Here is a 20,027-nt window from a genome sequence, read left to right as displayed (position 1 = left end):
CCACATCGACCGACCGAGATCGCACCGGACAACCGGGAAATCCTCGAACGCTGGGCGCGAGGCGACACCAACGACACCCAAGGAACCCACGACTGAGCCCACCGACGAAACCGGGGTCGCGGGTGTGCCGCGATGCGGAGGGGTTTGACGTGCGATTCGTTACAGGGGTAGCTCTTACCCTGATTCTGGCCGGAGTGACGACTGCGGGCTGCTCGAGCAGTTCGTCGGGTGGTCCGGCTGCCACACACGACTCCGGCCGGGATCTGGCCAAGGCCTCGGTCTTGGTCGCGAAGGACATCCCCGGCGACTGGCCGGCCACCGGTAGTCCACGCTCGGGCACCGACGCCACCGACGAAAAGGGGGTCTGGAGCGCTGACCTGCTCAAATGCATGTCTGTCGACCCGGCCACGCTCGGAAGTACCACTGCGTGGGCTACGTCCTCGCCCTTCGTGTACAGCCCGTACGCTGCGAACTCCCGCATCGAGGTCCTGCCCACAGAAGCGGCGGCCAAGGCGCGGTTGGCGACGCTGAACCAGCGGGGCTTCAACGACTGCGCGAAGTCGACCTCCGGCACCTTCTGGCACCGGTGACCCGGACCCACTGGATACCGAACAGACCGCTCGAGCGGTGGCCAGGCTCAGCGATTTCCCTGCGTCCGGCGACGAACTGGCCGCGTTCCGGTTCAAGGTCTCCAAGGTCAACGGCGCCGGTCAGATCAACAGCGGTCAGCGTACCCAGGCCACGACCGATATCGTGGCCGTCCGGGTCGGGCGGGTGGTCGCGCAGCTGGCATTCGGCGCTGCCCCAGGGCGCTGTCGCCGGAATGGGAGAAGAACATGACCCAGATAAGTGTCCGGCCGGATCGCCGAGCTGTTGAGCACCGCGGGCTCGGCCGCGAAGAGGCCGGTGGGTCGTCGCCGCGGTCGGGCAGCCCGATCTCCGTCGGGAGCTTGTCTGCACGGACGCCTCGGAAACTCGGGTGGCGCAGGCCGTCGCGGGTGGCTTCGCGGTGGGCGATCTCGGCGACGATGACCGGCTCGACCCACAGCACCCGGCGCCGCAGCAGCCAGGCCGGGACCGGCCCGGCGACCGGGCTGGTGTCGCGTGGCCGTGCCATAACCGCGGCATTACAGCGCGACGGTTTCGGACGGGGTCTTGGCTCGATAGCAGCCGATCAGTATGTTTTTGAGACGGCCCTCGGACACCTCGGCGTCAACGTCACCGATCTTGTTGCGGCCCGCGTGTATTACGACGAACTCATGCCGCTGCTCGAGTATGAGCCCTTCCTGGTTGACGGCACACAGTTCGCGTACCGGCCAGCGGGTGGAAAGATCGGAACGTACATATTCTTCTATCCGGCATCCGAACCCGGTTATGCGCCTGGCCGTGCCGGGCTGCAACACCTCGCGTTCATGGTGCGCACCCGCGCCGACGTCGACAAGGTGCATGCTTGGGCACTGACGCGTGGTGACGAAATCATCCACGCGCCACAGGAATTCCCACAGTACCCACCACCCTATTATGCAACTTTCTGGATCGGATACGACGGCGTAATGCTCGAAGCGGTCTGCCACAAGAATGTGTGAAGTAGACGCCGCGTCTCACCAGCTGGGGGTCAGGGGTGGTGACAGATACGGCGGTCAGCCACACCCGTGCGGGTCGGTTCTCAGTGATCGCGCTCTGCCATGACAGGTTCTCGATTACAGCGAAGCGCCTGGTCGCACGAAGGTCAGGCCCCGGTGGATGGGGTGAGGGAAAACCACGGCCGACGCGCCGGTGCTGCGCGGGCGCGACCGCGTGCAGGGATCGTGGCGGCGCTCAGCGGCGGGGCCTCGGCGGTGTCGCTGGTCAGGGCGTCGGCCAGGTCGGCGTGGACCGGTAGCCATTGGGCGAGGCCGGCCACCTCGACCACGCGGGCGGTGATGGCGTCGGGGTCGGCGACCGCGCTGAGGCGCACCCGGCGGCGAGCGGCGGGACGGACATGTTCGGCTATGGCGAGCACGGCGCGCACGGAGACGAACCCGGCGGTGGACAGGTCGACGATCAGGTGGTGGGAGCCTTCGGTGAAGGTGGCCATGGTCGCCGACTCGAGCAGTCTGCGCCACCGGGTCTCGGTGTAGGCGTCCAGGTCGGCGCGCACGTGCAGGATCTGTGCGCGGCCACAGGGTTCGAGGGTGACCTGCAGGCGCAGAGATTCTTCGGGCGCGGTGGTGAAGGTGGAGGTCAACCAGGAACGGCGCACGCTCATCGGGGTACTCGATTTCCTCGGCACCACGCAGTCGGCAGACTGCGGCGTCGATCCTGCTGGCTCGAGATCGACCGCTCCATCCATTCCATCACATCGGGCTCGCCGTCGCAGCGGCGGCCGGCCGACGGCGCGGGAGGTTCACGGGGCGCGGGTGATGGCGGCCGCCTGGTCGCGCGGTCGCCATCGGGTGGTGGTCGGGGATCAGATGAAGAAGTTGATCACCATGTGGGCGAGCCACTGAAAGAAATCGACGACCATCTCAATCACCTCCTTCCCTCACACGGCCAGTTACTAGCCAGATCGCCCCCATCCGGAGGGGTTTCTGGCCGTTTCGTCTGGTGCCGAGGGCTTCTTCTTCTCTATCGGCATACCCACGAGCCCTGTTAGCGACACGTCAGCAAGCGTTGCGGCTGGTCGTTCAGCGAGCTGATCACCGCACGCGCCACCCACCGTGCCGACAGTTGGCCCCGAGTGCCGCAGGTGGGATGCTCGCCCCCAGTTCGAGCGAATACCCTGTCACTGGATGTTTGCCGGACAATCTTGTTCGGTCGTGGATGTGACAGCACTGCGGCCCCCGGTCCTCACCGACCCCGAGCAGACCGGCCTGGTCCTGGATGTGGTCTCGATCGGCGTACACAATCCGCTGCCACTGCCCGGGAAAGCTCTTACCTGTATCTGACCTGCGCTCGGGGCCAGCGCTACCGGCTACCGGTCGCCCTGCACGGTTGGGCCACCCGCACCCTGGCCGAGCATCAGCAGCGCGTCGCCGCCGGCGAGGTGGCCGTGCTGGCGATGACGGTCGAGTTCGGTGTGCGTGACGAGAAGAGCCTTCGCCCGGCCTCTCAGCGGGCGGCGGTGAACCGGCTGCGCGTCCGGGCCGGGCAGCGGGTGTGCCGCCTGGGCGCCGGTCCGGACCGACAGCAGGACGGCCCGCGCACCGACGACCCTCGACGCACGCTTCCCCAACCTGCTCCCCACACTCCTGCGGTTCTGCGAATCACCACACCACGACGAGCAGCCCCAATTTGACAACCGATCTCGCGACTGGCAACCAAGAAGTCTTTACGGTGATACGACCAGCTTCTTGGACGTCGTCCAAGAAGGATGGAGGTGACCGGAGGACGCGAGTCATGTAAACCAGCGGACCGGCCGACCAGCATGAGGCGGCGGTGCAGCGGCATGAGGTCTCGATCATCTCAGGTCAGGACGAGTGCGCGGCGTTGTTGCACACCACACCTGACCGCGACGGTCTGCGCCCGACAGTGATCATTGGCCAAGGACTCGGGGCGGTTCGGGAGATGCGCCCAGTCGCTTGCCCGGCACGGTTCGCCGAGGACGCGTGGTCGGTGCCGGTGCTGGACGACCGCCAATCCGATGTTCCGATCCTGCGATATGCGTTGTACAGGTGGGGCACCACCGAGCGTCTCGCGGTGCGCCGGGCACCACGCGATCCCCATTCGGTTGCGAATCGCCACCGGTACGCCGGACGCGGACCAGCAGGATGGAGCGCCAGAACTCGCGAAGCAGGAGCCGACTCATGACCGACAGCGCGGTCCCGGCCGGGAGCGCGACGGTGGCAGGCAGGCCTGTGCCGAGTGCCTCCCTGCGGCGTCGACGGTTTGAGGCCGAATCATGAGCCGACTCATCCTCGGTAGCGACGCCCGGCCGAGTACCGCCGCCCGTCCTGCGCCACGACATCTCCGCGATGGTGACCGGTTGCCTCGAGCTGCTCACCCGGCTGCTGCGGGGCGACGTTACCGCCGAGCCGCCGGCCGGCGTGGTCGCGGGCGCACTGGACTGGGCCCAGACGCAGCCGGGAGCGGACCGTGCCCGGCCAGGTCGCTGGCCCCGGGCGCTGCAGACACTGGGTCGTGGAGCGGGCGGGTGCTGATCTTTGTCGAGACGGCTGTGGTCGATGGATCAGTACGGGCGCCTCTCGACCCACGGCCGCGTGCCGCAGGTGACTTCGCAGGTGTTTTCCCTGCGTTCTCGGGGGTAGGCAGGGCCTACGATCCCACGACCCGAGTGAGAGCAACTCCCGGTCGGATCGGAGCTGCGATAGCGCGGCGTTTCGCGCGCGTGGCCCGCCGGTGATCGACGTCGAACGGAGTCGCTCGGTACCACTGCCCGTGCACCGAGCTACCCGCCGGCCGATCCACCCTGTCGCGACCACCGGGCGGAATCGAACAGGACTTCTGTCATCCGCTCGGCGAATTCCCGCGCCTCGGTGCGCATGCCGTTGTGCGCGCCCGGGAATTCGACCACATCGAGCCCGAGGCGTCGTGCGATCTCCACCGCCGGACGGTAGGGCAGGCAGCCGCGGGTCTCGCGGCCCACCGCCATGACCAGTCGGTGCGCGTGGGCCGACAGTGCCTGGTAATCGGGAATGTAGCCGGTGAACTCGCGGAGTTCGTGCTCGATCATGATCGGGCCGTTGGCAGCCAACCGCGTCCACATCTCGGCGGTACGCGACGGCAGTTCGGCGACCTCCGGAGAGGGCTTCATCGCCCCGCCGATACCCGCGAGGAAGCGCGCCGACGCGGCCGCGAGGCCTTCGGTGCGGAAGAGCGTGTATACCTCCTCCACCATGGCGCGGTGCTCCTCGGCGTCGGGCAGTACCGCGAAACACGGTGGCTCGTGCGCGACGAGGGTGCGCACCCGCGCGGGGTGTCGGGCGAGGAGGTCGAGTCCGACGATGGCTCCGCTGCTGGTGCCGCAGACGAAGGAGGGTTCGTCGCTGAGGTGGGTGAGCAGCCGGTAGGCGTCCTCGCTCTGGACGGCGACGTGCTGAGCCTGCGGGTGGCCACTGTCGAGCGTGCTACGGGAGTAGCCGCGGGGATCGAACGCGGCGACGGTGAAATGCCGCTCGAGTACCGCGGCCATGTCGTCGAAAACGCCCGCGTCGCCGCCACCTCCGGGAATCAGCAGCAGGACCGGTCCGCTGCCGCGCACCTCGTAGTAGAGGGTCGCCCCGGATGTCTTCAAGGTTCCGGATTTCACTGGTTCCTCTCCTGCCGCCAGTGCTCGAGCGTGCCGTGCAGGGCGTCGACGATGATTTCCCACGAGGTGTCCGTGGGGCGGGAATGGGCGAAACCACCGGCCGCCTCGAGCGTGGCGAAGCCGTGGAACGTGCTGCGCAGCAGTCGAACTGCGTCCGTGGCTGCGGGTTCTTCGAGACCGTAGCCGCGCAGCAGCGCGGTGGTGAGTTCGATGGTCCGCAGAAAGGCCGGGTGGTCGCTCACCTCGGCCGGATCCATACGGATCTGGGTGGCGGCATAACGGCCGGGATGGTCGAGGACGTAGCCGCGATACGCGCCCGCGAAGCCGACGAGTGCCTCGCGACCCGAACGGCCGGCCACCGCGAGCGCGATTCGGTCGGCCATTTCCGCCGAGGCCAGCAGGGCTACGCGGACGCGCAGGTCCTGCAGGTTGCGGACGTGGGCGTACAGGCTCGGATCCTTCACGCCGAACTTTCGCGCGACGGCCGACAGCGTCACCTTGTCGAGGCCGATCTCATCGGCGAGGTCGGCGGCGGCAGCAGTGATTCGATCGGCCGTCAGGCCGATACGGGGAGACATGACACCTCACTTCCTAGGACTATTAGGTTGTGGCCTAATATACTTAGGTTCGGTGCGGTGTCAACCTTCAGCACCGCCTGGCAGCCGCTCGTTGCCGTAGCCCCGGCAATCGCAACCCGCATGTCCGGCGGTCACGCGCCGTTGATGTGCCTGCCGCGTCAGCTTTGCCGCACAGTCGACGGGATCCTGCGCGCCCCTGGGCGCTACGCGTTCGTCGCGATCACCTGCACAGCACTCGTTACGCGTCCCTGCGGTGGCGACGCCGACCGCCTGTACCGGGGTGGTCACGACGTTGCGCGGTCAGCGCCGGACACGCCGGTGCCCGGGTCCCGACAAGGACCCGGACACCGCGCCGAGCGAATGGACCGCGCACGGCGGTCACTCACCTCGCCGGGAGGGACCCCGACGCGGCAACGGCCTCAGCCGACAGGGACGACGAGCCGGAGAGCAACCATGGCAGCAGGCACTCCCCGATGCTCCACGTGCCGTGCTCCAATCCCCACGCATCGCAGGTGACGGGCGCGGCCGCACCCACCGGCTCGGTCGGCGCCGCGCCGGCGGTTCCCGCGCCGGCCACCACGGCGGGCGCCAGAGCGGCCACGGCAGCCGAGCGCTTGACGACCTCTGAAACCCGAATCATCTGAAATACCTCCATTTATGAATGTTCACGGCGATAGTAGATGCCCTGATCGCACAACATCTCGGAACGATGCCCCCGAAACGTCCGGGCTTGACGCGATACGAGGCGTGGTGGCGGTCCGGCGGTGGATGGAAGCGGGCTGCGGTCCACTCGGCGGTGGAGCCGCGGTCGACATCGACGCGGACCGGACCGCGCGAAATCTTCGATGCGATCCAGGACTGTCGGCGCGCCACAGCCCTCACCGGCGCAGTGGCGGCTCATCGGCCGGGGGTTCGACCTGGTATCGCAGGTGCAGTACCCCGGCGCCCTCCACCGAGCGGATCAAGCGCAGTCGAGACGTCCGGGCCGGTTCGTCGAACAGGCGGCGACCACGACCCAGCAGGATCGGGACCAGATGAATCACCATCTCGTCGATCAACCCGGCCCGCAACAGCGCCTGGACGGACGATCCGCCGTGCACCATGACGTCACGATCACCGGCCGCTTCCTTGGCCTGCGCGACTGCCGATTCCGGATCCGCGACGTAGTGCGCGAGTCCCCGCACCGCCTGCTCGGGTTCGCGACGGGTGAGCACGAAGATCGGCACGCCATCGTGATGATCGCCGCCCCACTCGCCGGCCCATTCGAACGTGTGCCGTCCCGTGATCACCGCACCTGCCGCCATCATCTCGTCGAAGATCTCGGCGTTCACGCCGTGCTCCGGCCGGAACGAGCCCGGGCTGACGCTGCCGTCGGTGAGCCAGGCGTGCAGCGGTTCACCGCCGGCGCCGAGTCCGCGGCCCGGACCGTCGTCCTGGGCGGCGATGTAGCCGTCGAGCGACATGGACATGTACACGACAATCTTGCTCATCTGCTGCTCCTCGGTGGGTTGATCGCGTCGCCTCGATGGCCACCGTGATGCGCGTGCGCGCCCTCGACCGGTGTGTCGACGCCGGTGTAGCGCAGCAGCGTCATCATCCCCTGTTCGGCGTGTGCCAGGTTGTGGCAGTGGTTCATCCAGAGACCGGGGTTGGTGGCACGGAAGACGACGTCCCAGACCTCGCCGGGCCGCACGTCGAGGGTGTCCACCCACAACGGGCTGCCCTGTGCCGGTCTTCCGTCGCGTGCGCGGATCAGCACGGCGTGGCCGTGCAGGTGCCAGGGGTGAGTGTCGAGGCTGCGGTTGACCACGGTGAACTGGACGACCTCGCCTTCGCCGACCACCTGATCGGGGATGGTGGGGTATGCGCGCCCGTTGACGGTGTGGGCGTAGCTCGGTGTCGCGTGCACCCGCGCCAGCCCTCGGTCCAACACCAGGGTGAAGTGTCGGTCGGGTGCGCTCAGCGCGAGGGCTGCCGGGGTGCCGTAGGTCAACAGGTCCAGATCCGGCCAGTGCGAGGGCTTTTCAGGGTCGGGACCGAGGCCGCTGCCTTCGGGACGGAGGCGGGCCGCGACGGTGTCGCCGTCCAACGTCACCGTGACGGCACCCCCCGGCATCGCGAACTCGATGTCGTAGCGACCACCGGCGGGCAGTCGAAGCGCGACGCGGGCGATGTCGGTGGGCCCGGTGAGATCGCGTCCGTCCACCGCGACGACCCGAAAGGTCGTGCCGGACAAAGCGAATCGATGAGACTCCGAATCGGTGTTGATCAGCCGGAGGCGGGTGGGTGTGCCGACGGGCACGACGTGCTCGCCGCCCCCGGACACGGTCGCCCCGTGCCCGTCGAAGGTGTGTACCGACATCGTCAGGTCGCGCCGATCGACCGTGTCGCGATCGCGCGGGGTGACGATCAGGTACCCGTACAGTCCGCGGCGGACACCGACATGGGAGACGAAATGCGTGTGATACCAATACGTGCCGACCTGATCGGCCCGGAATCGGTAGACGAAACGGCCTCCCGGGGGCACCGCGTCCTGGGTGACTCCGGCCGCGCCGTCCTGGGAGCAGGCGACGTAACCGTGCCAGTGCAGCGTCACCCCGTCGTCGATGTCGTGGTTGATCAGTTCGACCTCGATCAGGTCACCCTGGTTCGCGAGGACCGGTGGCCCGGGGACCGTCCCCTCGAAGGTCCACGCCTCGACCTCGCCCGACGGGAGTTCCAGCGTCGCCTTGCGCGCGGTGAGCACCTGCCGACGCACCACTCCCCCGGCGGCCGGAGCGTCGGGACCGCGCAGGTCCTCCACCGAGACGGTGTGGCCACCGGTGTGCTGCGCTCCGATCTCGGTGGGGCCGCGTCGGGCGGCCAGTCCGACCCCAGTCGCGGCGGCGCCCACGACCGCGACTCCGGCGGCGACACCGAAGAGCCGGCGACGCGGCATCGTCGGCGTACGGTTCGAGGATGTCGCTCCCGTAGCCTCGGGTTCGGTGAGTACCCGCCGCGTGAGCAGGACGGTCGCACCGAAGACCGCGATCGAGATCAGTGCGGTCGCCGGGGTCAGCGGGTAACCGAGCAGGAAGCTCACCACGAAACTCACCACCGCCGCGTACCCGGCACCGAGCAGCACCGTCGGGAGCGTCGTACCCGCCGATCCCCGACCGGCGACGGTGCGCGCGAGCACCGCGACGGCGAGCGCGCCGGTGCCGATCATCAGTGGAAGTCCCAGCCAGACCTTCTCCTGCGCGAACCACGCACCCCGGGCGCCGAGCACCGCCACCGCGACGGCGCGGGTGATCGTCAGTGCCACGGCCAGGCCGGCGATGGTCGCGACGAGTCGGATCGACCGCCCCGCGAGCGCCGCACCGGCCGCGGCGAACCATGCCAGCGCGCACAGCACGGTGCAAGCATGGTCGAACACCATCCATCCGGCGGTACTCATGGCGCGACCGCTCCCGGCGCTGCCTCTCCCGAGGCAACATGGTGCGAGGCAACGGGTTCCGGGGCCGGGCTGCGGGAGGCGATGCGGGCCTGGCGCACCAGCGCGCCGACAGCACCGACGATGAGCATCCCGTTCAGCCCGTGCAGGCCGAACAGCAGATGACCGGCGCCGGAGGAGTCGCCGAGCCCCTTGGACACCTCCCTGATCACCGACTGGAACAACACCAGCAGCACCACCGATCCAGCGGTGCCGACGAAACGCCTCGGCATCCGCACCAGGGCAGCGAGCACGGTGAGCACCACGGCGAGCAGGAGAATCGCGGTGCCCACCGCGCGGTGCGGCCGGAACGCCTCCTCGGTGGGCGCCGAGTCGAAGGCGCCCGACGCGGCGAGATAGAACTGGACGACGACGGTGAGCATCAGCAGAGCGGCGAGGCCCGACACGAGTTTCTTCATGGCACCGATCATTTCGGGAGGGGGTGATTGTGCGCGTCCGTCAGTTGTGGCGCTCGGCTACGTTCGGCCGCACTTTCGCCGCTCGCTGCCTCGCCCGGCCGCAGGACCACGGCGGCGAATACCGCGGCGACCACCAGCAATCCGGCACCGAGCGCGAAGCCGAACGCGTAGCCGCTGGTGAGCGTCGCGGGGGTGACGACGGCCCCGGTGCGAGCGTCGGCGGCGGTCCCGAGGACGGCGAGCCCCAGGGAGGCACCGATCTGACGTGAGCTGCTGAGCAGACCCGACGCGGTGCCCACCTCCTGCGGTGCGACCCCGACGGTGGCGGTCGCGACCACCGGACCCAGGCACAGCCCGAATCCGACACTGGCGACGAGCGAGGGGCCGAGGACGTCGGTGACGAAGTCCCCGGTCGGGCTGATCAGGCTGAACCACGCGAATCCGACCGCCGTCAGCAGCCCGCCGACGACCAGCAGGTCACGGGCCGGGTATCGGTACCCCAGTTTGACGGCCAGCACCGCACCGGCGACCACCCCCAGCGCGAACGGCAGGAACTGCACACCGGTGAGGGTCGGGCTGTGACCGAGCACCGTCTGCAGATACAGCGACATGAAATAGAACGCCGACGCCATGACGGCGCCGACCATCAGGTTGTAACCGTTGGCGCCGGCGACCGAGCGGTTGGCGAAGAGGCCGAGCCGAATCAACGGCTCCCGTCGCGTGGTGCGCTCGACCTGCAGGAACGCTGCCAGCAGGGCCACGGAAAGGGCGATGGTCCCGATCGTCACCGGCGATGTCCATCCGTAGACGTCGGTGCGGACGACCCCGAAGACCAGCGAGGTCATGCCGACCGTCACGAGCACGGCACCGAGCACGTCCGGGCGTCCGGCCCGCGCGACGCGCTGATCGGCGACACCGCGCAGCGACAACACCAACGCGCACACCACGATCGGGAGGTTCACGAACATCACCGAACGCCACCCGAGATAGTCGGTCAGCAGGCCGCCGATCAGTACGCCGAAGGCGCCCCCGGCGGCGTTGGTCGCGCTCCACACGCCGAACGCGCGCACGCGACCCTTCCCGTCGGGGAAGGTCGCGCTCAGCAAGGCCAGCGCGGCGGGTGCGAGCGCGGCCGCGCCCGCGCCCTGCACCGCGCGCGCGGCCACCAACTGGGCGGGGCTCTGGGCGAGACCGCCGAGCAGTGAGGCGATTCCGAACAGGCCAAGTCCCAGCAGCAGGACGCGTTTGCGCCCGTAACGGTCGGCGGCTTTGCCGCCGAGCAGCAGCAGACCGCCGAAGGTGAGCGCGTAGGCATGGATCACCCACGTCACCCCGACCGATCCGAAGCCGAGTCCGGTCGTGATCTGCGGGAGGGCGACGTTGACCACCGACAGATCCAGCGACACCATGAACTGGACGACAGCCACCGCCGCCAGAGTGCGCGCCGGGCGCGCGACCTGCATCTCTTCCATGACGAGTTCCCTGCTACGTGCCGTGCCGACTTTTCGAACGTGTTCCGAAAGTAGCATCCGACAGACCCGGGTGTCGAGAGCGTTCCGGCGACGACACGGCATGATGGGACGATGTCCCGAGTGAGCAGCCAGTCCGGACGCACCGGCCGACCACCGTTGACCTCGCGCACGCAGATCCTGGCCGCGGCGCGCCGGCTCATCGACCGCGACGGCTGGGAACAGCTCACCATCCGGCGACTGGCCGCCGACCTCGGCGTCGGGGCCACGACGCTCTACCACCACATCCGCGACAAGCACGACCTGCTGGTACTACTGCTGACCGACGCGGTCGACCAGATCGACCGGCCTCCGCTGCCGGATGATCCGCGCGAACGCATCGTGACCGTCGCTACGGCCATGCACGACGCGCTGGCGACCTGGCCGTGGGCCGCCGAGGTCCTGACCACCGACGGATTCGTCGGCCTCCTCGACGAATCCGCGCTGTGGATGGTCGAATCCATCGTCGCTGCCGCCGCCGAGTGCGGATGCACCCAGGAGCGATCCGTCGACGTCTTTCGCGGTATCTGGTACTACACCGTGGGGGAGATCCTCGTCCGAGCTCATTCGGATCGTCGGCCCGCCGCCGAATCCCCCACTCGCCCGGTATCTTTCGACCGTTTCGACCCGGAGCAACTACCCCAGCTGGCGGCCATCGGCAATCGCTGGCCCGCCCTGGCCGCCCGCGACACCTACCGTTCCGGGCTGCGCGCCCTGGTGATCGGACTGACCGAGCAGACCGACCCGACGTCGCCATGACCAGCGGGCCCCGACCGACGTAGGACGAGCACCGACCACCCACGTGTCTCGGCGCAATCGCCACGCGATCCGGCGGACGGGGTGACGACCGCGAGAGTATGGACCGAGCATGCTCGGACGGCTCCAGGGGCCTCCCGCCCCGCAGCGCCGTCAGATCAGCGAGTCGTCATATCCCGCAGTCAGCGGCCCGCCCGCATCGCCGGTGTTCACCACGCCGGCAGGCTCGATGAGCATCGCGTGCACTTCACCGTCGGCCGCGGTGCAGTGCTCGACACCTCGGGGCACCACGAACAACTGACCCGGCCGTAGTCGGACGTCGCCGTCACGCATCCGAATGATCAGTTCGCCTTCGATGACGAAGAAGAGCTCGTCCGATTCGTCATGCTTGTGCCACACGAACTCGCCTGCGAGTTTGACGACCTTGATCTCGTAGTCGTTGATCCGAGCAACAACCTTCGGCGACCAATGCTCGGAGAACAACGACAGCTTCGCGGCCAGGTCGACAGCATCCTTCGTCATCACCCGATCTTGGCACCACTCGGGTTCCCGCGCCGGGTGACCAGGTGGTGGCAGACCGGGAAACCCGCCAGAATGGCGGATCATGGCACGTAGACCATGAAGACCGTGAATCCGAACAGGGTCGACCAGTGAGAGCCGAGAACATCGCCTGGGGCCGGGAGCGCGACGGTGATCCGACGGAGGCGGAACTCGTCTTCGCGACGTCGTTGGACGCGCTGTTTCCTGGATTGGAGTACTGGCTACACGCCGATGACGATGGCACGCCCTGGCTCCTGGTGTCCTTGGACATTGTCGAGGAGAACGCCATCAGAGGCACTCTGCGCCTGGATTTCGACGATCACGGCATTCGCGGTGGTTGGAGTCCGGCGAATCTGAATTGGGACGGCGGGGTGAGGGCCGAAGAGGGCGTGATAGACCCGGCGGAGCCCGACAGCCTGACCTTCTCGACGGCCGGATCGTCGGTCGAGTATCTGGCCCGTCGAGCGGCGGAGTGGTTCGGCATGCCGAAGAATCGGCGGTGGGACGGGCATTCCGGCTCGTGAGCCGCGCTCAGGCGCGGTCCACCGGGCGGCGCTGACCGCGGAGGGGTTCCGCGGCGCCGTCCGAGGAGAGGGCCGGCACCGCGTCCGCCCGGACGTCGCGAATGCGTCTGTGGCGCATGCGTTCCGCGTTCGCCCGGCTGAAGCTCCGCCTGCACGTCCGCACCCCGACCGCGTTCGGGCGGCAGTTTCGCGACGCCTGCTTGCCGGTGACCCGGTCAGCCGCGTTCGGCGCGCGGAAGCCGGTCCCAGCCATGCGGGTGTCGGCGATCCGTGTCCGCGCGGTCCGCCCTTCCTAGAACACCTGAATGCGGTCGATCTCGGGCAGTGACGCCGGCCGCTCGTCGGTGTACCAGCTGTATTCGATCGCGCTCAGCGCACCATCCGCCACCCACAGGATGAGCTCTCCGATCGGCGCTCCCCCGGGCGCCGTCACCGCGCCGTCGGCGAGGATCCCGTCCGCGGCCGGCGACACCCGCGCCGCGTCGGGCAGCACCTCGAGGTCGACGCTCGGCGATCCCGGCCCCCAGGTGGCGACGACCCGGGTGAACGGAAGCTGCGCAAGATATCCGCTCGCGCCGTCCACCTCTCCGGACAGCAGGGTGGTGATCACGTCGGCCTCACGCGCGGTCAGCACGCGCGGCTCGATCGGGGTGGTGCTCATGGTTCCCTCCGTACCGGTCCCGGGAAATGCGTTGTCCGACTCGAAGACGGCGGCGATCATGGCGTTTCACGGTCGCCGCACTGCGCGACGACCGGGTCCGGGACGGTGCGAGCCGCGCCCGTCACCCCGAGGTCGGCCAGGCAGCCAGTGCCAGTTCGACGACGGCGGTCAGTTCCGAGGCGGAGGCGCCGTCCCGAGCTCGTTGCGAGAGTCCCTGCAGGACGGTCGCGACGTAGTCGGCCAGAGCCCGCGGACTGACCTCGGCGGGCAGTTCCCCCCTTCGCTGCGCCTCCGTCAGTCGGGCCTCGAACTGGTCGAGGTTCCCGGCGCGTTGATCGCGCAGAAGTGCCTGGACGTCCTGGTCCTGCACGGTGACGTTGGTCGCCGCGCCGATAACCAGGCACCCTGCCGGATGCGCGGGATCGGGATAGATGACCGCGGCTTCCCTGAGGATGCGGGCGAACGCCGCGTAGGCGGTGGGCTCCTCGGACAGCGCCCGGCCGGCGAAGGCTCCGACAGGTGAGCGGCCGTAGGTGTCGAGCACTTCGGTGAACAGCGACCGCTTGTCGCCGAAGGCCGCGTACAGGCTTCCCGAGCGGATACCCATCGCTTCGGTCAGTTCGCCGATGGAGACACCTTCGTAGCCGCGCTCCCAGAACAGGCGGGTGGCGGCGGTCAACGCGGCCGCGCGGTCGAAGGTCGGCGGACGGCCGCGCCGGGGCTTCTCGGTCATACCCAAAATTTTAGAACGATCGACCAAAAAAGTCTGCTACCGTCTTTGTTGGTCAATCACTCAACAATCAGAAGGTGGTCCCCACCATGGGTTCGCAGCGACTCACAGGAAAGATCGCGCTCGTCACCGGCGGCAGCAGAGGCATCGGGCGCGCCGTCGCGCAGCGACTCGCCCGCGACGGCGCGGTCGTCGCGCTGAGCTATGGCCGCGACGAGAACGCGGCACACGAGACCGTGGCACAGATCCACGAGGACGGCGGCAGCGCCGTGGCCCTCCACGCGCCGCTCGGCGATCATGGGGACGCCGCCGCTCTGTGGTCCGCCTTCGACGCCCACATCCCCCACCACACACCGGAACCGGTCGTCGACATCATCGTCAACAACGCCGGCGCGGCCCACGTCGCCGACCTGACCTCGCTGACCGAGAAGGGTTTCGACGACGTCTTCGCCGTCAACGTGCGCGCACCGTTCTTCATCGTGCAGGAGGGGTCGAAGCGCCTGCGCGACAACGGCCGGATCATCAACATCTCCAGCGGCGCGGCCCGCCTGGCCATGCCCGAGGCCATCGCCTACGGCGCGACCAAGAGCGCGCTGGACAACTTCACGCGCAATCTCGCCAAAGAACTCGGGCCCAGGGGCATCACGGCGAACTCGGTGGCTCCCGGCATCGTCGACACCGACGTCAACGCGGGATGGTTGCGAGGCAACCCGGAAGCCGAAGCCCACGCGGCCGCCCTGGCCGCACTGGGACGCGTCGGCCGGCCGGAGGATGTGGCCGACATCGTGGCCTTCCTCGCCTCCGACGACGCGCGATGGGTCACCGGCAGGGTGATCGACGCCACCGGCGGCGCGGGCCTGTGACGGTCCGCTTTCCGACGTCCGACACCCAGCGCGACCCGTGGTCGACCTTCGGCGAGTAGGGGCCCATCATGAGGCCGATATTTACAGTCAGTCCGGACTGACTGTACTGTCGGGCGTATGACGACCATCGCCGGGCCACCGCCGTGGGCCTCCGATTCCGACGCCGTCGCGTTGCGTGAGACGGCGCGATCATTCCTCGCCGCCGAGGCCGTCCCCCGTCGCAGGGACTGGGCGGATCAGCGTCGCGTCGACCGCGAATTCTGGCTACACGCCGGGGATCTCGGTCTGCTGTGCGTCGCGGTGCCCGCGGAGTACGGGGGCGGCGGCGGCACCTTCGCCCACGAGATGGTGATCCTGGAGGAACAGGGCCGCATCGACGAGCCGGGATGGGGCAACCACGTGCACAGCGGCATCGTGGCGCCCTACCTGGTGGCCTACGGGACCGAGGAGCAGAAGCGGAGGTGGCTGCCGCCGATGTGCTCGGGGGAGGTCGTGGCCGCCATCGCGATGACCGAGCCCGGTGGCGGTTCGGATCTCGCCGCGATGACCACCCGGGCGACCCCGGTCGAGGGCGGCTACGTCCTCAACGGTGCGAAGACCTTCATCACCAACGGCGGGTCGGCCGACCTGGTCGTCCTCGCGGCGAAGACCGACCCGGACGCCGGCGCGCACGGTGTCTCGCTGTTCCTGGTGGACGCCGCCACGCCCGGGGTCCGGCGGGGGCGGGTACTCGACAAATTGGGCCAGCACAGCGGTGACACCGCCGAATTGTTCTTCGACGACGTGGTCGTGCCCGCGGCGGCCTTGCTGGGCGGCACGCCCGGGCAGGGTTTCGTCCAGCTGATGACCCAGCTGCCCCAGGAACGGCTGATCCTGGCGCTGGGCGCCGTCGTGGCCACCGAGTGCGCGGTCGAACTGGCGCTCGCCTACACGAAGGAGCGGACGGCCTTCGGGAAGCCACTGTTCGCCAAGCAGCACATCAAGTTCGAGCTGGCCGAGTGCGCGACGCTGGCGCGGGTCGCGCGCACCTTCGTCGACGACTGCGTCACACGCCACGGCGCGGGCGTCCTCGACGTCGCGACGGCCTCGATGGCCAAGTACTGGGCCACCGACGTGCAGTGCCAGGTCGTCGACCGGTGCCTGCAGCTGTTCGGTGGCTACGGCTACATGCGGGAGTATCCGATCTCCGAGATGTATGTCAATGCCCGGGCGCAGCGCATCTACGGCGGCACCAACGAAATCATGAAAGAGATCATCGCGAGGTCGCTGTGACTACATCATCCGAAGTATCCGCCCCCGTCCTGGTCCGGCGTGACGGTCCGGTCACCATCATCTCGATCAATCGGCCCGAGGTCCGCAACGCGGTGGACCGCACGACCGCGGAGATGCTGGCCGACGCGTTCCGGGCGTTCGACGCCGACGCGGACGCGGCCGTTGCCGTCCTCGGCGGTGAAGGCGGCACCTTCTGCGCCGGCGCCGACCTGAAGGCCGTGGCCGCGGGAGATCCGAACCGTTTCGCACCCGACGGCGACGCGCCGATGGGCGTCTCACGCCTGCGGCTGTCCAAACCGGTGATCGCGGCGATCGGCGGTCACGCCGTCGCGGGCGGGCTCGAACTGGCGCTGTGGAGCGATCTGCGCGTCGCCGAGGAGGACTCCGTCCTCGGAGTCTTCTGCCGCCGGTGGGGCGTCCCGCTGATCGACGGTGGCACGGTACGCCTGCCGCGTCTCATCGGCGCGAGCCACGCGATGGATCTGATCCTGACCGGTCGGCCGGTGCACGCCGAGGAGGCCCTGCGGATCGGCCTGGTCAACCGGGTCGCGCCGCGCGGAAAGGCACTCGAGCACGCAGTGGCCCTCGCGCAGGAACTGGCCCGCTTTCCCCAGACCTGCCTGCGCCACGACCGGCTGTCGGCGCTGGAGCAGGAAGGGCTCACCGAAACCGAGGCCATGGCCAACGAGCACGAACACGGCGCGATCTCCTTGATCGCCGACACCGTCGCCGGGGCAACCCGGTTCGCCCAGGGCGCGGGACGCCACGGCAGCTTCACCGACCTCCACCCTCCGACCACCGAAGGAAACGCGCACTGATGAACACCCTCCACGGAAAGTCGGCGATCGTCAGCGGCTCGGGCCGGGGAATCGGCGCCGCCGTCGCCCGCAAGCTCGCCGCCCACGGGGCCCGCGTCGTGGTCAACGACCTCGACACCGCCGTCGCCGAGGCCGTCGCCGCCGAGATCACCGCGGCGGGCGGGACCGCGGTGTCCTGTCCCGGCAACGTCACCGAGGCCGGCTTCGCGCAGCGCTTCGTCGACACCGCCGTCGACGCGTTCGGTGGACTCGACATCATCGTCAACAACGCCGGCTACACCTGGGACGGCGTCGTGCAGAAGATGTCGGACGAGCAGTGGGACGCCATCCTCGACGTCCACCTCAAGGCGCCGTTCCAGATCCTGCGCGCCGCCCAGCCGGTGATCAGCGCCGCCGCCAAACGCGAGCGGGAGTCCGGTGCACCGGTGACACGCAAGGTCGTCAACATCTCGTCACTGGCGGGCCTCTACGGCAATGCCGGGCAGGCCAACTACTCCGCGGGCAAGGCGGGCATCCTCGGCCTGACCAAAGCGATCGCCAAGGAATGGGGCCGATACCGCGTGACCGTCAACGCTGTCGCCTACGGCGTGATCCAGACGCGACTCACCGAGTCGGCGGCCGACCAGGACACCACCATCGACATCGAGGGCCGCGAGATCAGAGTCGGCGTGAACCCGATGATCCTGCAGGCCGCCCAGCACATCGCGCCGCTGGGCAGGCTGGGCACCCCGGAAGAGGCGGCCGGTGCGGTATATCTGTTGTGCCTGCCCGAATCGGACTACATCACAGGCGAAGTCCTGGCGTGCAGCGGCGGGCTGGTCGGCTGATGCCCACCTTCACCCTCACCGCGGTCGAACAGATCGCGGGCGCGATGCAGGTCACCCTGGCGGCCGCGATCGAGGTCGAGGGCGCAGGCGAGCCCGCCTGTGTCGCCGAACCACTGATCAGACTCTTCCCCCCGGCCACCGGGCCCGCCTAGTGCAGGACGGGTCCGGCCGCGGTAGCACGGGGCGCCGCGGCCGGACCTGGTGTACTCGGTGCCGCGACGGCGATGCCACGATGATGGCGACGGGACACGGGGTGTCGTCGCGGCGGAAGGTGGGACCGATGGCAGGCCGACGGACGAACCCGGTCGAAATGCGCCGTCGGCTGATCGAGGCGACCGTCACCTGCCTGGTCGAGCACGGCTACGCTGGCACGACGACGCTGCGGGTCCAGCAGCTCGCCGGTGTCTCCCGCGGCGCCCTGCTGCACCACTTCCCGAGCAAGGCCGACATGTTCGTGGCCGCGGTGCAGCGAGTCGCCCAGCAACAGGCGGACGACATCCGAGGCGCTCTCGCCGCTCCTCCCCCGGCCGACGGACGTATCGAGTTCGCGATCGACGTCCTGCGCCGGGCGATGTCAGGACCGCTGTACCTGGCCGGGTACGAGCTGTGGATGGCGGCCCGCACGGATCCCGAACTCCGTGCGGTCCTCGCACCCTACGAACGGGAGGTCGGCAAGGGCATCAGGCAGCTCGGCGCCGAGGCTTTCGGTCCGGAATATGCCACACAGCCAGGCTTTCCGGTGGCCTTCGAATCCCTGCTGCAACTACTCCGCGGCCAGGCACTGACCAGCATCCTGCGCACCTCGCCGGACACCGAGAACCTCGTTCTGTCCGCGTGGGCGAGCACGTTTCCGGCGCTGTGCGCCGCCACGACCGGAACCGGTCGGTCGCCAGACCCTCGTTAGGCTGCCGCCCCGGCACAACAGCACGGCCGACGTCCTCAGCGCCGTCGGTGGGTTCGGGCCGGACCCGGCCGATCGCCGCTCGAGGTTCGATCGATCCCACATTTCCGGATGGGTCGTGCCCCGCGATGAACCAGTCGGCTCGGGAGCCGAAGCTGCCTGACGAGCGGAAATGAGTTTGCCGGAGCGACAGTGGGCCGGGAGGATACGGGCATGCGGGAGATGACCTGGCTCAACAAGCCCGACCAGTTCGAGCCTGGACGCGAGCTCTATCGCAGTGAGCGCGGCTTCACGCTGTGGGCATATACGGTCAGCCACGGACAGCTGTTGTTGCGCAGCCCATGCGGCTCCGATTGGCGAGGCCGACCCACGACCACGACGATCGATATCCTGTTCAAGCCCGTCAGTGCCATGAACCTCCAGGCTCGCTACGACGGTGTGGTGATCAGATGCGCCACCGACGAGGAAGCGGCCGCCGCCCTCGGAGACCTCCCCGGATGGTGGTATCGCGACGACGATCGGGTCATCGTCCTCGAGGCCAACGGGACTCGCGGCCACGTCGTTTGCCTCGCGCTCGGCTGGTGCGAAGGCGTCCTGGCGTCAGGCGAGGGCGGCTTCTTCGTCCATGATCCCTCGCCGCTGCCGACACGTGCGTTGGACGGTATCGACTCCGGTCTGTCGGATACCTGAGTACCGGCCCGCAATTCCCCCTGGCGGCGAGGCGACCCGGCTCACCGCAGGAATCCACAAGTAGGATCCGGGTGCCGAAAGATTTTAGGCCGGACGGGTCGCAGAACGGCCACGGCCGAGGTTTCGGACCGGCGGCGGGTGTCGCGACCCGGTCGGCCATCCGCACGAACACGCCGCCGAGAGCACACGCCGGACAGGCGCCCCGGGGCCGACAACGTCG

24 protein-coding genes and 1 pseudogene are annotated in these 20,027 nt (G+C 68.8%); 13 read left to right on the top strand and 12 right to left on the bottom strand.

The window, feature by feature from the left end:
* Positions 1-194 precede the first annotated feature (194 nt).
* Positions 195-590 carry a hypothetical protein gene (locus ON36_RS31390; protein ID WP_157225110.1) on the top strand — a complete coding sequence of 132 codons (396 nt, stop codon included), beginning with the start codon at positions 195-197 and terminating at the stop codon, positions 588-590.
* Between the two features lie 37 nt (positions 591-627).
* Positions 628-840, top strand: coding sequence for a hypothetical protein (locus ON36_RS36495; RefSeq protein ID WP_245558282.1), 213 nt, complete (start codon positions 628-630; stop codon positions 838-840).
* A 169-nt stretch (positions 841-1,009) separates the two neighbouring features.
* On the opposite strand, the pseudogene ON36_RS36490 reads toward ON36_RS36495, so the two are convergent.
* Positions 1,010-1,117, bottom strand: a pseudogene (locus tag ON36_RS36490) (hypothetical protein); the annotation flags it as partial.
* 46 nt (positions 1,118-1,163) lie between these two features.
* Here ON36_RS36490 and ON36_RS31385 point away from each other — a divergent pair.
* Complete coding sequence (locus ON36_RS31385; RefSeq protein WP_043661399.1) at positions 1,164-1,586, top strand: VOC family protein; 423 nt, start codon at positions 1,164-1,166, stop codon at positions 1,584-1,586.
* A 143-nt stretch (positions 1,587-1,729) separates the two neighbouring features.
* Here the strand turns inward: ON36_RS31385 and ON36_RS31380 are convergent, their stop codons facing one another.
* Complete coding sequence (locus tag ON36_RS31380) at positions 1,730-2,248, bottom strand: STAS domain-containing protein (RefSeq protein WP_043661345.1); 519 nt, start codon at positions 2,246-2,248, stop codon at positions 1,730-1,732.
* 550 nt (positions 2,249-2,798) lie between these two features.
* On the opposite strand from ON36_RS31380, the gene ON36_RS36725 reads away from it, so the two are divergent.
* Positions 2,799-2,927, top strand: a complete 129-nt coding sequence (locus ON36_RS36725) for a hypothetical protein (RefSeq protein WP_281004932.1) — start codon at positions 2,799-2,801, stop codon at positions 2,925-2,927.
* Between the two features lie 26 nt (positions 2,928-2,953).
* On the opposite strand, the gene ON36_RS31375 is transcribed toward ON36_RS36725, so the two are convergent.
* From ON36_RS31375 to ON36_RS31340, 7 genes are all read right to left on the bottom strand, one after another.
* Positions 2,954-3,214 carry a hypothetical protein gene (locus ON36_RS31375; RefSeq protein ID WP_157225109.1) on the bottom strand — a complete coding sequence of 87 codons (261 nt, stop codon included), beginning with the start codon at positions 3,212-3,214 and terminating at the stop codon, positions 2,954-2,956.
* Between the two features lie 1,173 nt (positions 3,215-4,387).
* Complete coding sequence (locus ON36_RS31370; protein ID WP_218001266.1) at positions 4,388-5,233, bottom strand: alpha/beta fold hydrolase; 846 nt, start codon at positions 5,231-5,233, stop codon at positions 4,388-4,390.
* An 11-nt stretch (positions 5,234-5,244) separates the two neighbouring features.
* Positions 5,245-5,826 (bottom strand): TetR/AcrR family transcriptional regulator, encoded by a 582-nt coding sequence (locus ON36_RS31365; protein WP_043661338.1) that lies wholly within the window; start codon positions 5,824-5,826, stop codon positions 5,245-5,247.
* An 878-nt stretch (positions 5,827-6,704) separates the two neighbouring features.
* On the bottom strand, positions 6,705-7,316 hold the full coding sequence (locus ON36_RS31355; protein WP_043661333.1) for a dihydrofolate reductase family protein: 612 nt from the start codon (positions 7,314-7,316) through the stop codon (positions 6,705-6,707).
* Entirely contained in the window at positions 7,313-9,262 is a 1,950-nt protein-coding gene (locus tag ON36_RS31350; RefSeq protein WP_052314584.1) for a multicopper oxidase family protein, read from the bottom strand. The genes ON36_RS31355 and ON36_RS31350 overlap by 4 nt, the downstream gene beginning before the upstream one ends.
* Positions 9,259-9,717, bottom strand: a complete 459-nt coding sequence (locus tag ON36_RS31345) for a DUF6220 domain-containing protein (RefSeq protein ID WP_052314583.1) — start codon at positions 9,715-9,717, stop codon at positions 9,259-9,261. Before ON36_RS31345 ends, ON36_RS31350 begins: the two co-directional genes overlap by 4 nt.
* An 8-nt stretch (positions 9,718-9,725) precedes the next feature.
* The gene (locus tag ON36_RS31340) at positions 9,726-11,189 is read right to left on the bottom strand and encodes an MFS transporter (RefSeq protein ID WP_052314582.1); all 1,464 of its coding nucleotides are present in this window, start codon (positions 11,187-11,189) and stop codon (positions 9,726-9,728) included.
* A 111-nt stretch (positions 11,190-11,300) separates the two neighbouring features.
* Here ON36_RS31340 and ON36_RS31335 point away from each other — a divergent pair, with 111 nt between their 5' ends.
* Complete coding sequence (locus ON36_RS31335) at positions 11,301-11,984, top strand: TetR/AcrR family transcriptional regulator (RefSeq protein WP_052314581.1); 684 nt, start codon at positions 11,301-11,303, stop codon at positions 11,982-11,984.
* 150 nt (positions 11,985-12,134) lie between these two features.
* Here ON36_RS31335 and ON36_RS31330 read toward each other — a convergent pair whose 3' ends face one another.
* Complete coding sequence (locus ON36_RS31330; RefSeq protein WP_052314580.1) at positions 12,135-12,503, bottom strand: cupin domain-containing protein; 369 nt, start codon at positions 12,501-12,503, stop codon at positions 12,135-12,137.
* A gap of 128 nt (positions 12,504-12,631) precedes the next feature.
* Here ON36_RS31330 and ON36_RS31325 point away from each other — a divergent pair, with 128 nt between their 5' ends.
* Complete coding sequence (locus ON36_RS31325) at positions 12,632-13,045, top strand: hypothetical protein (RefSeq protein ID WP_052314579.1); 414 nt, start codon at positions 12,632-12,634, stop codon at positions 13,043-13,045.
* Between the two features lie 292 nt (positions 13,046-13,337).
* Here the strand turns inward: ON36_RS31325 and ON36_RS31315 are convergent, their stop codons facing one another.
* On the bottom strand, positions 13,338-13,706 hold the full coding sequence (locus ON36_RS31315) for a hypothetical protein (protein WP_043661384.1): 369 nt from the start codon (positions 13,704-13,706) through the stop codon (positions 13,338-13,340).
* 121 nt (positions 13,707-13,827) lie between these two features.
* Positions 13,828-14,439, bottom strand: coding sequence for a TetR/AcrR family transcriptional regulator (locus ON36_RS31310; protein WP_174377629.1), 612 nt, complete (start codon positions 14,437-14,439; stop codon positions 13,828-13,830).
* Between the two features lie 86 nt (positions 14,440-14,525).
* Between ON36_RS31310 and ON36_RS31305 the strand changes: the two genes are divergently transcribed.
* The 7 genes from ON36_RS31305 (at position 14,526) to ON36_RS31280 (ending at position 19,807) form a co-directional block, all read left to right on the top strand.
* Positions 14,526-15,299: an SDR family oxidoreductase gene (locus ON36_RS31305; RefSeq protein WP_043661326.1), complete on the top strand. Its 774-nt coding sequence runs from the start codon at positions 14,526-14,528 to the stop codon at positions 15,297-15,299.
* A 117-nt stretch (positions 15,300-15,416) separates the two neighbouring features.
* Complete coding sequence (locus tag ON36_RS31300) at positions 15,417-16,571, top strand: acyl-CoA dehydrogenase family protein (RefSeq protein ID WP_043661324.1); 1,155 nt, start codon at positions 15,417-15,419, stop codon at positions 16,569-16,571.
* Complete coding sequence (locus ON36_RS31295) at positions 16,568-17,389, top strand: crotonase/enoyl-CoA hydratase family protein (protein ID WP_043661322.1); 822 nt, start codon at positions 16,568-16,570, stop codon at positions 17,387-17,389. The genes ON36_RS31300 and ON36_RS31295 overlap by 4 nt, the downstream gene beginning before the upstream one ends.
* Positions 17,389-18,216 carry an SDR family NAD(P)-dependent oxidoreductase gene (locus tag ON36_RS31290; RefSeq protein ID WP_043661319.1) on the top strand — a complete coding sequence of 276 codons (828 nt, stop codon included), beginning with the start codon at positions 17,389-17,391 and terminating at the stop codon, positions 18,214-18,216. Before ON36_RS31295 ends, ON36_RS31290 begins: the two co-directional genes overlap by 1 nt.
* Positions 18,216-18,368, top strand: coding sequence for a hotdog family protein (locus tag ON36_RS35225; protein ID WP_157225108.1), 153 nt, complete (start codon positions 18,216-18,218; stop codon positions 18,366-18,368). Before ON36_RS31290 ends, ON36_RS35225 begins: the two co-directional genes overlap by 1 nt.
* Before the next feature lie 128 nt (positions 18,369-18,496).
* Positions 18,497-19,120, top strand: coding sequence for a TetR/AcrR family transcriptional regulator (locus ON36_RS31285; RefSeq protein ID WP_043661379.1), 624 nt, complete (start codon positions 18,497-18,499; stop codon positions 19,118-19,120).
* 210 nt (positions 19,121-19,330) lie between these two features.
* Complete coding sequence (locus ON36_RS31280) at positions 19,331-19,807, top strand: hypothetical protein (RefSeq protein WP_157225107.1); 477 nt, start codon at positions 19,331-19,333, stop codon at positions 19,805-19,807.
* Positions 19,808-20,027 lie beyond the last annotated feature (220 nt).

The sequence above is a fragment of the Nocardia thailandica NBRC 100428 genome (assembly GCF_000308795.1).
GTDB lineage: Bacteria > Actinomycetota > Actinomycetes > Mycobacteriales > Mycobacteriaceae > Nocardia > Nocardia thailandica.
The sequence above is the reverse complement of the archived record's forward strand: the minus strand, read 5'-3'. Positions and strand labels throughout refer to the sequence as shown.

Bases quoted from the DNA above. Each gene is read 5' to 3' on its own strand.
- ON36_RS31350 (WP_052314584.1), bottom strand. From the start codon at position 9,262: ATGAGTACCGCCGGATGGATGGTGTTCGACCATGCTTGCACCGTGCTG.
- ON36_RS31315 (WP_043661384.1), bottom strand. From the start codon at position 13,706: ATGAGCACCACCCCGATCGAGCCGCGCGTGCTGACCGCGCGTGAGGCC.
- ON36_RS31380 (WP_043661345.1), bottom strand. From the start codon at position 2,248: ATGAGCGTGCGCCGTTCCTGGTTGACCTCCACCTTCACCACCGCGCCC.
- ON36_RS31340 (WP_052314582.1), bottom strand. From the start codon at position 11,189: ATGGAAGAGATGCAGGTCGCGCGCCCGGCGCGCACTCTGGCGGCGGTG.
- ON36_RS31285 (WP_043661379.1), top strand. From the start codon at position 18,497: ATGGCAGGCCGACGGACGAACCCGGTCGAAATGCGCCGTCGGCTGATC.
- ON36_RS31310 (WP_174377629.1), bottom strand. From the start codon at position 14,439: ATGACCGAGAAGCCCCGGCGCGGCCGTCCGCCGACCTTCGACCGCGCG.
- ON36_RS31305 (WP_043661326.1), top strand. From the start codon at position 14,526: ATGGGTTCGCAGCGACTCACAGGAAAGATCGCGCTCGTCACCGGCGGC.
- ON36_RS31345 (WP_052314583.1), bottom strand. From the start codon at position 9,717: ATGAAGAAACTCGTGTCGGGCCTCGCCGCTCTGCTGATGCTCACCGTC.
- ON36_RS31330 (WP_052314580.1), bottom strand. From the start codon at position 12,503: ATGACGAAGGATGCTGTCGACCTGGCCGCGAAGCTGTCGTTGTTCTCC.
- ON36_RS31300 (WP_043661324.1), top strand. From the start codon at position 15,417: ATGACGACCATCGCCGGGCCACCGCCGTGGGCCTCCGATTCCGACGCC.
- ON36_RS35225 (WP_157225108.1), top strand. From the start codon at position 18,216: ATGCCCACCTTCACCCTCACCGCGGTCGAACAGATCGCGGGCGCGATG.
- ON36_RS31290 (WP_043661319.1), top strand. From the start codon at position 17,389: ATGAACACCCTCCACGGAAAGTCGGCGATCGTCAGCGGCTCGGGCCGG.
- ON36_RS31365 (WP_043661338.1), bottom strand. From the start codon at position 5,826: ATGTCTCCCCGTATCGGCCTGACGGCCGATCGAATCACTGCTGCCGCC.
- ON36_RS31280 (WP_157225107.1), top strand. From the start codon at position 19,331: ATGCGGGAGATGACCTGGCTCAACAAGCCCGACCAGTTCGAGCCTGGA.
- ON36_RS31355 (WP_043661333.1), bottom strand. From the start codon at position 7,316: ATGAGCAAGATTGTCGTGTACATGTCCATGTCGCTCGACGGCTACATC.
- ON36_RS31335 (WP_052314581.1), top strand. From the start codon at position 11,301: ATGTCCCGAGTGAGCAGCCAGTCCGGACGCACCGGCCGACCACCGTTG.